Annotated in this window: 13 protein-coding genes, 1 tRNA gene and 1 pseudogene; 5 read left to right on the top strand and 10 right to left on the bottom strand. The window is 50.3% G+C overall.

The genetic code is table 11. The annotated features are described in order from the left end of the window. Nucleotides 1-75: 75 nt before the first annotated feature. Nucleotides 76-435: a LecA/PA-IL family lectin gene (locus HV242_RS04330; protein WP_020885262.1), complete on the bottom strand. Its 360-nt coding sequence runs from the start codon at nt 433-435 to the stop codon at nt 76-78. A 778-nt stretch (nt 436-1213) separates the two neighbouring features. On the opposite strand from HV242_RS04330, the gene HV242_RS04325 reads away from it, so the two are divergent. Then, entirely contained in the window at nt 1214-1978 is a 765-nt protein-coding gene (locus HV242_RS04325) for a LecA/PA-IL family lectin (RefSeq protein WP_014168780.1), read from the top strand. An 87-nt stretch (nt 1979-2065) separates the two neighbouring features. Then, nucleotides 2066-3448 (top strand): carbohydrate binding domain-containing protein, encoded by a 1383-nt coding sequence (locus HV242_RS04320; protein ID WP_020885263.1) that lies wholly within the window; start codon nt 2066-2068, stop codon nt 3446-3448. Nucleotides 3449-3632: 184 nt separating this feature from the next. On the opposite strand, the gene HV242_RS04315 is transcribed toward HV242_RS04320, so the two are convergent. Next, nucleotides 3633-4325 carry a DAPG hydrolase family protein gene (locus HV242_RS04315; RefSeq protein ID WP_020885264.1) on the bottom strand — a complete coding sequence of 231 codons (693 nt, stop codon included), beginning with the start codon at nt 4323-4325 and terminating at the stop codon, nt 3633-3635. 108 nt (nt 4326-4433) lie between these two features. Here HV242_RS04315 and HV242_RS04310 point away from each other — a divergent pair, with 108 nt between their 5' ends. After that, nucleotides 4434-5075, top strand: a complete 642-nt coding sequence (locus HV242_RS04310) for a TetR/AcrR family transcriptional regulator (RefSeq protein WP_047356229.1) — start codon at nt 4434-4436, stop codon at nt 5073-5075. Between the two features lie 203 nt (nt 5076-5278). Here HV242_RS04310 and HV242_RS04305 read toward each other — a convergent pair whose 3' ends face one another. Beyond that, nucleotides 5279-6421 carry a hypothetical protein gene (locus HV242_RS04305; protein WP_047356230.1) on the bottom strand — a complete coding sequence of 381 codons (1143 nt, stop codon included), beginning with the start codon at nt 6419-6421 and terminating at the stop codon, nt 5279-5281. Nucleotides 6422-6929: 508 nt separating this feature from the next. On the opposite strand from HV242_RS04305, the gene HV242_RS04300 reads away from it, so the two are divergent. Then, nucleotides 6930-7511, top strand: a complete 582-nt coding sequence (locus HV242_RS04300; protein ID WP_047356232.1) for a hypothetical protein — start codon at nt 6930-6932, stop codon at nt 7509-7511. A gap of 189 nt (nt 7512-7700) precedes the next feature. On the opposite strand, the pseudogene HV242_RS04295 reads toward HV242_RS04300, so the two are convergent. The 4 genes and pseudogenes from HV242_RS04295 to proB all read right to left on the bottom strand — a co-directional run. Continuing rightward, nucleotides 7701-8422: pseudogene (locus HV242_RS04295) on the bottom strand (DUF927 domain-containing protein); the annotation flags it as partial. Between the two features lie 224 nt (nt 8423-8646). After that, nucleotides 8647-8722 (bottom strand) — tRNA-Thr (locus tag HV242_RS04290). Between the two features lie 111 nt (nt 8723-8833). After that, complete coding sequence (gene proA / locus HV242_RS04285; RefSeq protein ID WP_014168771.1) at nt 8834-10087, bottom strand: glutamate-5-semialdehyde dehydrogenase; 1254 nt, start codon at nt 10085-10087, stop codon at nt 8834-8836. Nucleotides 10088-10098: 11 nt separating this feature from the next. Beyond that, nucleotides 10099-11202 (bottom strand): glutamate 5-kinase, encoded by a 1104-nt coding sequence (gene proB / locus HV242_RS04280; RefSeq protein WP_020882782.1) that lies wholly within the window; start codon nt 11200-11202, stop codon nt 10099-10101. 305 nt (nt 11203-11507) lie between these two features. Here proB and phoE point away from each other — a divergent pair, with 305 nt between their 5' ends. Further along, complete coding sequence (phoE, locus tag HV242_RS04275; protein ID WP_014168769.1) at nt 11508-12560, top strand: phosphoporin PhoE; 1053 nt, start codon at nt 11508-11510, stop codon at nt 12558-12560. A gap of 108 nt (nt 12561-12668) precedes the next feature. Here the strand turns inward: phoE and crl are convergent, their stop codons facing one another. The 3 genes from crl to gpt form a co-directional block, all read right to left on the bottom strand. Then, on the bottom strand, nt 12669-13070 hold the full coding sequence (crl, locus tag HV242_RS04270; protein ID WP_020882784.1) for a sigma factor-binding protein Crl: 402 nt from the start codon (nt 13068-13070) through the stop codon (nt 12669-12671). A gap of 57 nt (nt 13071-13127) precedes the next feature. Then, the gene (frsA, locus tag HV242_RS04265; protein ID WP_014168767.1) at nt 13128-14372 is read right to left on the bottom strand and encodes an esterase FrsA; all 1245 of its coding nucleotides are present in this window, start codon (nt 14370-14372) and stop codon (nt 13128-13130) included. Nucleotides 14373-14477: 105 nt separating this feature from the next. Continuing rightward, nucleotides 14478-14936: a xanthine phosphoribosyltransferase gene (gene gpt, locus HV242_RS04260; RefSeq protein ID WP_010427903.1), complete on the bottom strand. Its 459-nt coding sequence runs from the start codon at nt 14934-14936 to the stop codon at nt 14478-14480. Between the last annotated feature and the right edge of the window lie 14 nt (nt 14937-14950).

Here is a 14950-nt window from a genome sequence, read left to right as displayed (position 1 = left end):
GTTTGAGAACGCCGGACATAATCCCTGCCGCCATATCAATGGGGCTGAAATCGCTGTATCCGAAACGACCCATTCTTACCGGTATACATTGACGCTGAAACTGCCGGTATTATCAGAGTATCCAGCCTCTGTATCGGCAATATACAGATGCAGGGTACCGCTTTGGGGAGCCGCCCATTTATATACTCCACCGCCTATATCATAACCTTTGCCAGAGGTATCAAATCTCGCCTTCAGCACCTTATCATTGCAGGTAATGAGCCCTTCTTTCACCCTGCCATCCGGCACCGCCAGCGCAAATTCTTCTTTACCGTATTTAATCCAGCCAGAGGCCATTATCGTTATCTCATCACCGGCATTCAGTTGCAGGCCTGTATTAATACCGGCAGGAATATTTGAAGGAACTTCTCCGGACCATTCTGGCTTAGCCGTCATGCTATTCTCCTTTATCAAACTTCATTAACATTACATTTGATGCGTGCTTTACATCAATCAAAGACAAAACTCCCTGCATGTGACAGACATCACATTTAGTATTCATAACATTTCATCATGGATGCATATGAATATATTTATCTTTACCAAGCTTATGTCGAAAGAATAAGGCGATTTCTTTTTTTACGCTGCGTTTTATATAAATACACCGACACAGCATACAACTAAGATGCTGATTTTTAATTGATTTTAATATTAACTATAGGAGTAATCGCACTTTTAATCATGACTGTAATTATACCTTTAGTAAATTAATTACCATGCCTGACTGGCGGTAATAATAGGTACGCGAAGCAGTGAAAGGGCGCATTACAGCACCGCCTGCCGCGATATCCGCCCAATAAAAAACCTCTACTTCTCCACTTAATCTCTCGCCTCCCCGACGGAAAAGGAATGGGTTAACAAGTATCCATTTAGTTACCCTGTGTATTACTTTTTTGGTTTCAACATATACCTCTCACGCGCACGCATTACCGCTCTGGAGTAACAAAACTCAGCATGAGATTAATCCTAATATTTAATTCACAGAACTGCAGCAGACGGGAGACGAACGAAAATCACCAGCATCATTTCCAGAATATTATTTGCTGCGTGGCGTATCTGTTTATATTCTGATTGTGAATGCCGTACCCCTGAGTAACAAAAATCATTATCTGTAGACTATTTATTACCTCATACCACTGACAAGCTGGACGCTGTCACGATTACGGAGAATTATATGACTGTTTCACCTGCATGGTCGGGCAATATCGACGCAACTGCTGACACGGGCATTAATACCGGACTTAAACTAAAAGCCGGGCAAAAAATCAGTATTATTGCGGAAGGATGGATTAAATACGGTAAGGAAGACTACGCCCTGGCATCGCCATACGGCAGGCTAAAAGAGGGCTTTGTCTTACGGAACGATAAGGTGCTGAAAGCCCGATTCAGTGCATCCGGAAAAAGCTATGACATTGGCAGTGGTGTTTACCAATGGTCGGTACCGGAAGACGGCGAGCTGATTCTCGTGGTCAGTGACTCTTCACATCGCGACAACAGCGGCGCTTTCAGCGCGGTTGTGTATATCGCTGAAGACGAAAAGAAAGCGGCGGCTCAAAAGGCGGACTGGAAAGGTCATGTTCCCGCAACGCGCAGTGACTGGACCCACACCGGCGTATCCGTGAGCAAAGGGGATAAGGTGATGCTGATTGCAGCCGGTACCGCTCAGTACGACAGCCGCGGTCGCAGCTTTGGACCTGACGGCGACAGCCAGCATCCGTCAGCGCAAAAACCGGATCCCACTTTTGTCCTGCCAGAAGCACTGGCGGGGAAATTACTGATCAAAGCGGGTGAGCATATTTACGGTATCGGAAGCGGCGGTAGCGACTGGGAAGTCCCTGCTGATGGCGAAATTTCATTCATTTTTAACGATACAAATGTTGCGTCTGAATACGCCAATAATACGGGAGGCTATGACGTCAGGTTTGTTGTGCTCGGTTGAAATGCCTGCAGGGAGGCAACGTGCCATTCACTGCCTTCCCTGCCGGTTCACTGGAAAACAAAAATGAACGTTAATGGAGCCCCTGATATGAGCATTATGGACAATAAAAAAGTTGATTTGGTTTTCATCATCGACAGCAGTCTTTCAATGAAGGATGAAGCGGAAGCGCTCTGTGCAAAACTTGAGAGCGCCATTGAGGAGGCCAGAAAAGCCTGCCCTTCGGATTTACGAACTGATTTTCTGGGTATCGAAGGCGTTTTTGCCGGCACCAAATTTAATAAAACGGTCCGTCAGTTCCTGACGAGCGAGGCCGGTGCTAACCCGTCCGCCCTGAAAGGCAGAGAGTATGTCAAAGAGGGGAACCCCGCTCAGGAAGATGTGGCGCCTGCTGCGGAGGACGTTATCCGTCATTACAACTGGCGTGACGGCGCTGAAAAGAATGTTTTTGTGCTGGGAGACGAAAGTCTGAAAGGCGGGGAGATGACCCTGGATGAGGGCCGCATCAAAGCCTGCGACGATGCCATTGCCACCGCCCTGGAGTACGGTGTCAAAATCCACTCCTATCTGGGCACGCCTCATGTCTCATTACCTTATCCCACCCCGGATGATGAGAAAGCCATGGTTCGGGAATACAAGCGCCTGGCGCTTCGTACGGGTGGTGAGCATTATATCTACACCTCCGGCATTGCCGATTTTGCCTCGGTTTTAAAAAGCACCATTTGCGCCAGTAAGGCCACGCAACACGACAGCGTGGCGAACAAAAAAGAAGAAGCAGATGCGCTGGAAGGTAAAACGCCAGCGAAGACGCCTGGTAATGGCAGCGATCTGTGCGCACAGACCCCTGAGATTGTCCGGGCGGTGAATACGCTTGCTGATGTACTTAAGAACCTGATTGACGCTTGCGCCAGCGACTGTCGTTGCAAAGAGAAAACGCCCCCTTGCCCGTGTCAGGAACATCACAACAAACCGGTGCCCCCCTCCTCCCCCCCCGCTGCGCCGGACACTCCCCTTGTCAGTCCCGAGCCAACACCATTCCTGGATGAGAGTAAGTTTACGAATAATCATCTGAATCACTGGCAGTTCGGACCGGCAACGCCTGAGCATGAGTTTTACTCAGAAGGTGGCGCGACCATGATTCGTTTTCCGACCACCAATGTTAAAGGCCGGACACACAATGGCGTGCTGCTTTATAAACATTATACGGAACTCCAGCCGGGGAAACGCTATCGCTTCAGCCTTCAGGCTCGCAGGGATAATGACTACAAGGTGATACCCGAACTGTCACTGCGGGTGGCAGGCCAGGATATTACCTCGGTTACAGCACTTGCCGTGAAAGGCGAGTGGGTCACGCTGTCAGGAGAGTTTACGGCGGCGCAGGGCGATAATGTGCTGGAAATTTTCAGCCATAAAGCCAGCGGCGATGGTAACGATTTCAGCATAACTGGAATCACAGTAAAATCAGTCGATTGATTTTATTACGCTGAATTCATTTCAGATATGAAGTGATGCCGGTTTGGCTACGCGTTGGTTAAACCAGGCATCACTGCTTAGCCAGTGTGCGTCACGCTTGAGATAACGTTGGTCTGGCCCGGTAATACACGGTGGGCATGATTACCCTCGTCAACAGGTTTACCTGAGCAGTTAAACCTGCGTGTTACCAGGGAAGCGCAATTTTCTCATCATTCGCTTTCTCGCCGTAATACAGAGAAGGCAGGAAACGAGACAAGAACGTGAACTCTGTATAACAGTGTCGCATAAGCGCTAATCCAACGTCATCGGCAGGTTCAGCGTGGTCGTCATTACTCATACCCAGAATAAACCGGCTACGCAGCACACACCCAAAAGGCGTATCCCGGACAACATGTAGCATTTGTCCGTCCAGCGGGTCGCCCTGACTATCCAGTTCAGTTTTTTCACCGAAGCCTATCCTTGCGGCAATGATTGCCGAGACACTCCCATCCGCCATTGCCTTGTCGACAGCCATTTCGCCAAATACCGATGCAGGGTGATGGAATTTAAGACGCGCGGGAATGGGAGGGATTTCAGCTAATGATTCAACTGCATGGATGCTTGCGCCGTAAAAACTTTCCCCACGCTTCCAGTTGGCGTCCCATCCACGATGCTCAACATGATCAACGGGATGCCACCATTTTATATGCTGCGTCGTTTCAAAAAAGGTAAACCACCAGTTAATCATACGTCCTTTGCAGCCATGTAAATCAGTGCGTACGGCGACCAGCAAACTCCCGTCATCCAGACGTTTAATACCTGTCTCCAGCGGCATGGGAGAAGGATCAAGCAATGCCGAATAATCCAGCCAGGGCCTGGCAATATCGTGTTGTCGCATTTTTTTCTCCATTAGCATTGGGAAGTTCGAACCATTTAGGAAACGAAGTGCGTTTCCTAAACATTACCGATAGAATGGTCGTATGGCAAGCGAAAAGGAATCTCCAGGATGACCTCACCAACCAAACCACGCGGACGCCCCTCAGTCCCTGAAGAAGAGGTGAAGAAACAAATCATTGGTAGTGCGATGGCCTTGCTCTTTGACAAAGGCTATGACGCCACAACAATTGAGGCGGTTGCATCGCATGCAGGCGTTGCCAAAAAGACCGTCTATCGCTTTGCGAAAAACAGGGAGGAATTGCTTGGCCTTTCGGTTCGAAACTGGACGGATAACTACGCCCCACTCCTGCAGAGCGATCCGAAAGATAAGGATGACGTTTTACCGGCGTTAAGAAAATTACTGGCTGCGATTTGTGGTCAGGCGCTATCAGTAACCGCCGTGAAAATGTTTCGTCTTCTCAATACTGAATTTCCTGGTAAATATCATCTTCTCAAGAAATACAATGAAAATGGCATAGCGCGCGGCCAACAATTGCTCACTGAGTGGATTACACGGCAGCAAAAACAGGGCTGGTTGCCGCTGTTACCTGCAGATACCAGTGCCAAAGTCATACTCGCCATGTGTGTCGCCGAACCTCTTCGGCAGGCGGCAATTGGTTTAACTCATCCCGTTGAGAAAGCAGATATTGAGGCACATTTGGATTCTTGCATGCCTTTTATTTTACTTATATTCAGGCAAGGTGATGAATGACATAGTACCTGGCGATTCGTGTGGAGTGTCACGCTTAGTATTTTTGCGAGCTATACAACTACAGGTCGCTACGTACTTACATCTCTGATAGCAACTGTTAACCATAGCGGTAATGACGTGAATTCATATTTCTCCCGTTAGACACAATATTTTTTATATCAACATCAGTAAAGCCCCAATTCATGAGGCTTTTGCATGATTAGTTATAGAGAGCTCTTTTTCGCTCCCTCAATCTCCGCCTGACAAACATCATCATTTGTAAATGTATACTGTAGGTAAACATATCCCTGCGCAGAACTGTTCGCTCTGGCTTCGATAGAAATAGCAGTAATATTATTTTTTAGCGGCGTTTCTTTTGTTCCCTTCCAAGTGGCGGATAGGAAGCGCTCTTTTTTATTTAGCCCCATCATCCAGTCCTGAGGCTCTTTCCAGATTGAACCAGCCAGTAAAAGGTCTGTGGTTTCGGCCTTTCCATAAAGTGAGCTTAACGAGCTACTCAAATCTTCAAACCTTGATTTCAAAGCAAGCCCATAGCTATCGGTATCAATGTTTTTACCGACAGCCCTAATTTGACATAAGCCAGCTTTAGGCGAGATCAACAAACCATACATTTCAAAATCTGCGTTTTGCTTCGGTAGTTTATCGGAAGTATACAGATTCACGCTGTCAGGTAGTGGCTTTAGCTTTGCCCCGATCATATCCTCAATATTTTTCTGGGTTAGACCAGCCTCAAGCCCAAACGGGCCTTCAGCGGGCGGCAGCAGTGGGGGTTGTTCTTGTGTAGTTTTAGCCGTTGCTTCCTTCTTGCCACTGGCGGTTGCTGCATTATCCTGAATTGGTGCAAGCTTAACTTCAGCGAGACCATACTTAGCGGTTAGATATTTTTGCTGCAGCATAGCCATGCTTTGTTCTTCAGTGGCAACGGCTGATAGTTTAAGTACCTGTATCAAACCGCCAGTATACTGGCTGGCATCTGCTTTAGCCTCGTTGATTTTTGCCGTCAGATTATCGATCTCTGTTTTAATAGAGGCCGCAAGTTCAGGGTCTGGCTTGGTACCAGAGACTACTACATCAATTTTGGCACCGGACTCAATAGCATTTATACGCTGTTCTAAAAGAGCCTTATTCGTTCCCAAAACTTCCAGTCTTGCGGTGGTTAAATTCTTGATCAGTCCACCAGAAAATTGTTGATCAACTTCTTTTGCTGCTGAGATTTCGCCCTCAGTCTGTGATAGCTCAGCCTTAAGAGCCGCAACTTCCTGTTTTTGTTCCGGGGTTAACTCTTGTGGCCCACACCCGGTTAACATCGTTATGCCCACTAATATTGCAATCAAAGTTTTCTTCATATCCCTATCCCAGTTGAAAGTATTCGGATTAATCCTATCAGGAAGTTAGACGTATTAGAATTTGTCAGTCTTAGTCATATTCAATGCTTGGTGAATGTCCTCCGACTGTTCCTGTTCGATATGCCTCACCAACCCGTCAGCATCCACACCACCAGCGGTTATGTTTTGTTCCTCCGGATGGCTGCTGGTAGATGAAACAAAAGGAGCGCCATATCCACTAAGGACCTGCACGAAGTCGAAATACATACCGCCAGTTATGGCCCTTGATATGCCACTTTCCGGAAGTTAATTGCCGCCGTTCTCGAGATCGATAATCCCTTTCATGATATTAACCATCGTCTGTGTAACTAAGCTACCGATCAGGAGAACGGAAAGAACACCACAACACTGTGCAGGAAAGTTTCGTGCTAACCTCATAGCCTTGAAAGGCTGGTTTCTAAGGCGATTGGCATTGTCGAAATGCCGATTTATCAGTTAGGTGTTCATAAAGGTATAGCGAAGGCAACAAATGGAATTTTTGAAACTCTATGGCAAAGAGATTTTTTCAGTAGCAGCAGCATTACTCACCTGGACCTTAAATACATACTTCAAAGCTCGCGTGAGGCTTGCATATGGCGAGTTACATAATTTTACTTTCCTCGTTCCTGAGCCACTCAGAAATCCGGAAGGTGAAGTTATTCGCCCTCAGCAACTGGTACACACACGTTCGGTCACGCTGTTGAATGAAGGTCGGGAAGTGGCAAACAAGATTGAAGTTATATTCAACTATCAACCGAGATATCTGAATATATGGCCGGTTCGGAAGTTTACAGAATTCAAAGAGACTGACGGACGATACATAATTGAATTTGAAAGTCTCGCTCCAAAAGACTCTGTCATGTTTGAAGCACTGTCTATCAACGGAGATTTGCCGGATATCCTTGCCATAAGATCGAAAGAATCAATAGCACGAGAAATAAACCTCGTTCATTACCGCGACTTCAGTCCTTTGGTCAAACGACTCCTGGCTTTTCTCCTCCTCCTTGGCTTCACCTCAGCAGTCTACCTGGCACTTCTGCTGTTGCAGTGGTTACTTGTTACCGCTGGATAAAAATCATATAGAAATACAAAAAGTGGTTGCCTCAGTTGCCTCAGTTGCCTCAAAAAAACAAGCCACTGAATTTAAAGGACTTAACTTTCAAAGCTGAAGCAACTCAGGAGCAACTTGAGGCAACTAAAAATCACTTTGTTATTGCGCTTTTTCTTCACCTAGCTCAGGAGCAAACAACAGAACGTAAGTTCACGGCTGTGCATTGTTCAGATGCTTGAACCGCGGAGTTTTAACCTGCCACCATTTCCCGTGGGCAGGTTTTTTCAGCATCCCCCGACTCACTGAGAATTCTTGCGACTATGTCCTTATTGAAGCCCTTGGCCACTTCATTCTTGAATGGATCAGGCAGGACATAAAGCAGAACCGGCTCGTCAAAGTCAGCCCCTTTATCCCTGTAGCCGTACAGTTCGTGAATCGGCAAATCACGCGGGTCATACATAATCCAGCGGCGCAAAGCGGCTCATACCGTACGCGTTGAGAAAGGCTTCGCACTGTTCAATGACCTGCTGGTATCCCTTGTTTCCGGTACCGAACTCGCGGACCCAAGCATTAAAGCTGTGCTGTATGACATCGCGGCAGGTCTGTGCATCCCATCCGGTAATCACCTCCCCCGTTCGCTAGCGTTTTAGCTCACGGTTGCCGCCCTCCTCCGCGCCCTGCAGCTTGCCCGTGCCGTTAAACAGCGCGTAGGCAGACTTATAGACCTCCACAGGGTCAATCCCCTGACCGATTTCATCCAGGGGCATCAGCGCCTCATTGTGGGCCGCTGCTTCATTTGCCAGCCCCAACGCCGTCCCGTACTACGTCAGGCGTAACAGATCAGGTTTTCCGTACAGGCTGGCGGCAACGTTCGCGGTCGTGGTTTTACCTGCACTCGACTGTTCGTAGAAATGCAGACCAAAGCCGTCAGCCATCTTGTATGGCTTGTCCTTTGGCTTAGCGGTCTCGACCTGTCGAGCGTTTAGCTTCATTGGGAGTATCTCCTTTAGACCGAACAGCATATACCCCCGAATATACCCCCAAAATGCTGTAGATTAAGGAGTACTTCGCTAGACCTCAAAATAATGAGAAAGGGCTTAAAGCTAGAGTATAAAGGCTTCCAGAGGACTTGAGTGGACTTTGAGAGATGCTTGAATGGTGCCGATAATAGGAGTCGAACCTACGACCTTCGCATTACGAATGCGCTGCTCTACCAACTGAGCTATATCGGCCCTGAAAGGCCGGTTACGAGCGTAACCACGGGGCAGAAGGTTAGATCTAACCGGGTGATGCGTCAATGCCCTTTTGAATCAAACGGCTATTTTTGCATCACCCGTGATTATTTACGCACGAATCGTATCATCACCGAAGCCGATCCACTTGTAGGTGGTCAGTGCTTCCAGGCCCATCGGGCCTCTTGCATGCAGTTTTTGCGTGCTGACAGCAACTTCTGCGCCCAGGCCGAACTGACCGCCGTCGGTGAAGCGGGTTGAGGCATTCACGTACACGGCGGAGGAGTCCACCTCATTCACAAAGCGATCGGCATTGCGCAGGGTGCGCGTCAGAATCGCATCCGAGTGCTGGGTACCATGTTCACGGATGTGAGCAATGGCATCGTCAAGGCTCGCAACCACCTTCACGTTCAAATCCAGCGACAGAAATTCGTCGTCGTACTGTTCCGCTTTGACCGGTACCACCGTCGCCGGGCCGTCTTTTAGCAGTGCCAGCGCGTTGGCATCCGCATGCAGCGTCACGCCGCTTTCGGCCATCTGTTTGCTCAGAGCAGGCAGGAAGGTATTGGCGATGCCCTGATGCACCAGCAGCGTTTCAACCGTATTACAGGTGCTTGGACGCTGGGTTTTGGCATTGACGATAATCTTGAGCGCCGGTTCAATCTCGGCACTGTCATCGACCACGATATGGCACACGCCGATACCGCCCGTGATCACAGGAATGGTCGACTGCTCACGGCACAGCTTGTGCAGGCCCGCGCCACCGCGTGGGATCAGCATGTCGATGTATTTATCCATGCGCAGCATCTCGTTCACCAGCGCACGGTCCGGGCTCTCGATTGCCTGTACGGCACCTGCCGGCAGGCCGCACTCTTCCAGCGCCTGCTGGATAACGTTTACGGTCGCGGCGTTGGTACGCCAGGTCTCTTTCCCGCCACGCAGAATGGCAGCGTTGCCGGTCTTCAGGCACAGGGAAGCGACATCAACCGTGACGTTGGGGCGGGCTTCATAGATCACGCCAATCACGCCCAACGGCACGCGACGACGCTCAAGGCGCAGCCCGCTGTCGAGCAGCCCACCGTCAATGACCTGACCTACCGGATCGGCAAGATTGCAGACCTGGCGGACATCGTCAGCGATGCCTTTCAGACGTGCCGGGGTCAGCGCCAGGCGGTCGAGCATTGCTTCGCTCAGGCCATTGCGACGCGCTTCCAGCAGATCCTGCTCGTTGGCGAGCAGAATCTCCTGCGACTGCGATTCCAGATAATCAGCGATTTTTTCCAGCACGCGGTTTTTCTCGCGGCTGGAAAGGAGCGCCAGTTTGTAAGAGGCGGCCTTCGCGGCTGCGCCCATTTGTTCCAGCATTTTCTGGCTCCTTAACGAATAATCATGTCATCACGATGCACGGCAACCGGGCCATATTCATAACCCAGAATGGCGTCGATCTGCTGTGAATGGTGACCCGCAATACGGCGCAGGGCATCGCTGTTGTAGCGGCTTACGCCGTGGGCGATGTCACGACCTTCGAGATTACGGATACGGATCACTTCACCACGTGAGAAGTTGCCTGTCACGCTTTTAATTCCTTTAGGAAGTAATGAGCTCCCTCTTTCCAGAATTGCGGCGGTCGCCCCTTCATCAACGGTGAGTTCGCCTGCCGGCGGTGCGCCAAAGATCCAGCGTTTGCGGTTCTCCAGCGGGGAGGCCTGCGCGTGGAAGCGGGTTCCCACGGAGATGCCTTCCATCACGTCGCCAATCACGCCAGGACGGCTGCCCGCGGCAATGATGGTGTCGATACCGGCACGGCATGCCACGTCGGCAGCCTGCAGCTTGGTCCCCATCCCGCCGGTCCCGAGGCCTGAAACACTGTCACCTGCGATGGCGCGTAGCGCATCGTCGATACCGTGTACATCGGTAATCAGTTCAGCGTCCGGATTTGAACGCGGGTCGGCGGTGAAGAGCCCCTGCTGGTCGGTCAGGAGCAGTAATTTATCAGCGCCTGCCAGAATCGCGGCCAGCGCCGAGAGGTTATCGTTATCACCCACTTTGATTTCAGCGGTGGCAACGGCATCGTTTTCGTTAATGACGGGAACGATGTTGTTATCCAGCAGCGCGCGCAGCGTATCGCGCGCGTTCAGGAAACGCTCCCGGTCTTCCATATCCGCACGCGTCAGCAGCATCTGCCCGACGTGGATACCATAGATAGAAAACAGCTGTTCCCAGAGTTGAATGAGTCGGCTTTGTCCCACGGCGGCCAGCAGCTGTTTCGAGGCGATCGTCGCGGGGAGTTCGGGGTAACCCAGGTGTTCACGCCCGGCGGCAATCGCCCCGGAGGTCACAATTACAATACGATGCCCTGCGGCATGCAACTGAGCGCACTGACGTACAAGCTCAACAATGTGGGCGCGATTAAGGCGGCGCGATCCGCCTGTTAAAACACTGGTACCGAGTTTTACCACCAGCGTCTGGCTGTCACTCATGATTCTCTGCCGTTCAACGATAAGGGAAAATGATGTCAAACGAACGTTTTAACAGGTGTCAGCCCCGTTGCCAACTGCCTTAGCACATCGCGAAACACTTTGTTGCGCGGGATCAGGAAGCGTAGCGGCAAAATTTGACAGTTTTATTACCGAAATAATAAATCACAGTTTTTTAAAATTATTCTTAATTTGTCATAAAAGTTTCATTGCATAACGTTAAAACCCTTTCTGTTTTTTCACGGGACTTAAGCATGAGCTTATCGTCCAGCGAATTTTTTTAGCGCGTTTATAAGACAGGATCGAAAATGAAAAAGAGCACACTGGCATTAGTGGTAATGGGCGTTGTGGCTTCCGCATCTGTACACGCAGCCGAAGTTTATAATAAAAACGGTAATAAACTGGACGTATACGGCAAAGTTAAAGCAATGCACTACATCAGCGATGATGACACTAAAGATGGTGACCAGACTTACGTCCGTTTCGGTTTTAAAGGTGAAACACAGATTAACGATCAGCTGACGGGCTATGGCCGTTGGGAAGCTGAATTTGCCGGTAACAAAGCAGAAAGCGACTCTACACAGAAAACGCGTCTGGCGTTTGCTGGTCTGAAACTGAAAGACATTGGCTCTCTGGATTACGGTCGTAACCTGGGCGCACTGTACGACGTTGAAGCCTGGACCGATATGTTCCCTGAGTTCGGCGGTGACTCTTCAGCCCAGACTGATAACTTCATGACCAAACGTGCGAGCGGTCTTGCCACCTACCGTAACACCGACTTCTTCGGTGCGGTTGATGGCCTGGATATGACCCTGCAGTATCAGGGCAAAAACGAAAACCGCGACGTCAAAAAACAGAACGGTGACGGTTTCGGTACCTCTCTGACCTATGACTTCGGTGGCAGCGACTTCGCCGTCAGCGGTGCCTACACCAACTCTGACCGTACTAACGCACAAAACCTGCTGACGCGCGGCGAAGGTAAAAAAGCAGAAGCATGGGCAACCGGTCTGAAATATGACGCTAACGATATTTATCTGGCAGCGATGTACTCTGAAACCCGTAATATGACCCCAATTTCGGGTGGTTTTGCGAATAAGGCTCAGAACTTTGAAGTTGTTGCACAATACCAGTTCGATTTCGGTCTGCGTCCGTCCCTGGGTTATGTCCAGTCTAAAGGCAAGGATATCGAAGGTGTGGGTGACGAAGATCTGGTGAAATACATCGACGTGGGCGCGACCTATTATTTCAACAAAAATATGTCCGCGTTTGTTGATTATAAAATCAACCAGATTGATGACGACAATAAACTGGGCGTGAGCAGTGATGACATCGTTGCTCTGGGTATGACCTACCAGTTCTGATATTGTTGAAATAAAAAATCCCGGCGCAGATGCCGGGATTTTTTTTGCCTGGAAGGGGTCGGGTTTACTGCCCTCACCCCATCCCTCGCGAAGAGAGAAATATCGCGATTACGCCGTCAGCTTAACCGCTTCGCTGGAAAAGTTATCCGCGGGTTCAAGCTTCAGATCCAGGGTGGCCAGCAGTGCTCTTGCCTTTTCGAGGTACTCTTTCAAAGTATGCTCCAGGCGGTCGATCACTTCCTGGTCTTTGATGGGGGCTGTTTGCCAGTAGCCGTCTTTATTAAACAGGCCGAACTGGTAGCTATACGTAAAACGTTTTTCTTCCGCTTCCATTTCCATCCACCAGCCCCAGAATTCACGTTTTTCGGGTGCAGGCTTCACGTTGACGCATACAGCCAGGCAGTCGAAAAAAAAGCGATTTTCTTCACACTGCTCTTCTCGAATATACGGGCCGAGAGCCATAAACTTCTTGATCAGTCTACTTTTCGGGTGTCCACTCGGTAACGTCATTGCGATCTCCTTTTGTGAAGCCACTGTTTTACCAAACCAGCAAAATTTAGCAATCTATTAACACAATCTCTGCGCGATCCAGCGTGTGATCTCTCTCAATGCTTTGTCAAAATTCTGGTACACCGGGCTGAACGGTACCTCAAGCAATTTGCCATCCGCAGATGACGAAGTGATTAAGCGTGACTCCTCTTCGGGACTGAAGGGATCGTTTTTCCAGTACCCTGACATCATCGGCGTAGGGCAACGCCGTCCCAGCAACCCCTGCGTTTTTAGCGAGTAACGATTGAGTTCAACGCGCAGCGCTTCGTCTGATGCATCATGCATGCCAAGGCGGCTGGCCAACACATCAAGGTACATTTCCGGCACGCGGCCCTGCCGGGTCGGATCGCTGAGCAGAGCGTGCACCACCGGGCCGAGACAGGCGACGGCCTTCAGGCGTGAAGCTTCAAGGTAAGCCAGACGTACGGCGACGTTGGCGCCAAAGCGGAAGCCAAATGCAGCAACACGCGTGTGGTCAACCCATGGAATGTTTTCCAGCGCTTTTAATGCATGCTGGTGCAGAAGACTCGAGTCCTGAGTCAGTTTCCATTTGGATGAAAAGCCAATTGAGGGCATATCCAGCGTCAGCATCGCGATCCCTTTTGGTGCGAAGTAACGCTCATACAGGCTGTAATAGTCGATTTGCAGTGAATCCAGCCCGCCGCACATCAGAACAGTCGGGAACGGGCCTTCGCCTTCTGGCATATGCAGGAACCCGGTGACGGGCGCGCCACCCGGGATGGTAAACTCCAGCTCGCGCATCCGGCCCGGTAAGCGTTGAGCGGCCTCTTCGTAGGCGCGATTCGCCAGCGCCTGAGCCTGCTCGGCCAGCTCATCACCTTTCAAATGCGGGTATGCGGCAATAGCATAGAGGTTGGCCGCATGCAGCCAGTGTTTGCCGCTGAGCGTGGCGTCCTCTTCCTGGCTGGCTTTTTGCTGCCAGAGCATCGCCTGTTTAGACCATTCGTAGATCCAGTTTCCCCCGCGATAACCCACGACCGTATCGTAGAGTTCACTGTCGGTGCGCTCGGCTTCGCTCATCACGATACGCGCCTGCACATCAAGGATTTCACGGGGATCAATACCGCGCCAGATCCACATCAGACGGTTAATCATGCGGTACCAGTGGGGCACGTTTTTACCGTCTAATGCAGACTGGACGGCAGGCATGGTTCCCGGATTAAACCGGCGTACCAGCGTCGACGTTTCAGGATGTTTGAAACGGGGTTTGAAGAGAGTCTCGGTGAGATTCGCCTGCGTCATTACGTTGCCTCCATGAATACGTCATATAGAGACCATTGTAACGCGCGTCAGACTAAAAAAAACAACGCCCGGTATCACCGGGCGTTAAATAAGTGCGTAAGAGAATTAACGACCAGAGATTGGCGGTACGAATACCACGCCCATATCCCATGGCTGTTCAATCCAGGTATCCTGAGGGATATCAATCACGTAATCGTCAACCAGCGGACGGCCTGCTGGCTTCGCGAAGATGGTGACGAAGTGGGCTTTTGGATACATTTCGCGGATAGCCACCGCGGTACCGCCGGTATCAACCAGGTCGTCGATAACGATGAAGCCTTCACCGTCGCCTTCCGCACGTTTCAGCACGGTCAGCTCACGCTGGTTGTCATGGTCATAGCTGGAGATGCATACGGTATCGACATGACGAATACCCAGCTCACGTGCCAGCAACGCCCCCGGTACCAGACCGCCACGGCTGACGGCAATAATGCCTTTCCACTGTTCGGAAGGCATCAGACGCGCAGCCAGTTTGCGTGCGTGAATCTGCAACATGTCCCAGGTGACGACGTATTTTTCGCTCATGTGAAGTGTCCCAG

It is taken from the genome of Enterobacter sp. RHBSTW-00593 (assembly GCF_013784105.1).
Taxonomy (GTDB): domain Bacteria; phylum Pseudomonadota; class Gammaproteobacteria; order Enterobacterales; family Enterobacteriaceae; genus Enterobacter; species Enterobacter ludwigii.
The sequence above is the reverse complement of the archived record's forward strand: the minus strand, read 5'-3'. Positions and strand labels throughout refer to the sequence as shown.

Coding starts and splice junctions, on each gene's coding strand:
- HV242_RS04305 (WP_047356230.1), bottom strand. CDS start 6,421: ATGAAGAAAACTTTGATTGCAATATTAGTGGGCATAACGATGTTAACC.
- proB (WP_020882782.1), bottom strand. CDS start 11,202: ATGAGTGACAGCCAGACGCTGGTGGTAAAACTCGGTACCAGTGTTTTA.
- frsA (WP_014168767.1), bottom strand. CDS start 14,372: ATGACGCAGGCGAATCTCACCGAGACTCTCTTCAAACCCCGTTTCAAA.
- phoE (WP_014168769.1), top strand. CDS start 11,508: ATGAAAAAGAGCACACTGGCATTAGTGGTAATGGGCGTTGTGGCTTCC.
- HV242_RS04310 (WP_047356229.1), top strand. CDS start 4,434: ATGACCTCACCAACCAAACCACGCGGACGCCCCTCAGTCCCTGAAGAA.
- gpt (WP_010427903.1), bottom strand. CDS start 14,936: ATGAGCGAAAAATACGTCGTCACCTGGGACATGTTGCAGATTCACGCA.
- HV242_RS04330 (WP_020885262.1), bottom strand. CDS start 435: ATGACGGCTAAGCCAGAATGGTCCGGAGAAGTTCCTTCAAATATTCCT.
- HV242_RS04325 (WP_014168780.1), top strand. CDS start 1,214: ATGACTGTTTCACCTGCATGGTCGGGCAATATCGACGCAACTGCTGAC.
- HV242_RS04300 (WP_047356232.1), top strand. CDS start 6,930: ATGGAATTTTTGAAACTCTATGGCAAAGAGATTTTTTCAGTAGCAGCA.
- HV242_RS04320 (WP_020885263.1), top strand. CDS start 2,066: ATGAGCATTATGGACAATAAAAAAGTTGATTTGGTTTTCATCATCGAC.
- crl (WP_020882784.1), bottom strand. CDS start 13,070: ATGACGTTACCGAGTGGACACCCGAAAAGTAGACTGATCAAGAAGTTT.
- HV242_RS04315 (WP_020885264.1), bottom strand. CDS start 4,325: ATGCGACAACACGATATTGCCAGGCCCTGGCTGGATTATTCGGCATTG.
- proA (WP_014168771.1), bottom strand. CDS start 10,087: ATGCTGGAACAAATGGGCGCAGCCGCGAAGGCCGCCTCTTACAAACTG.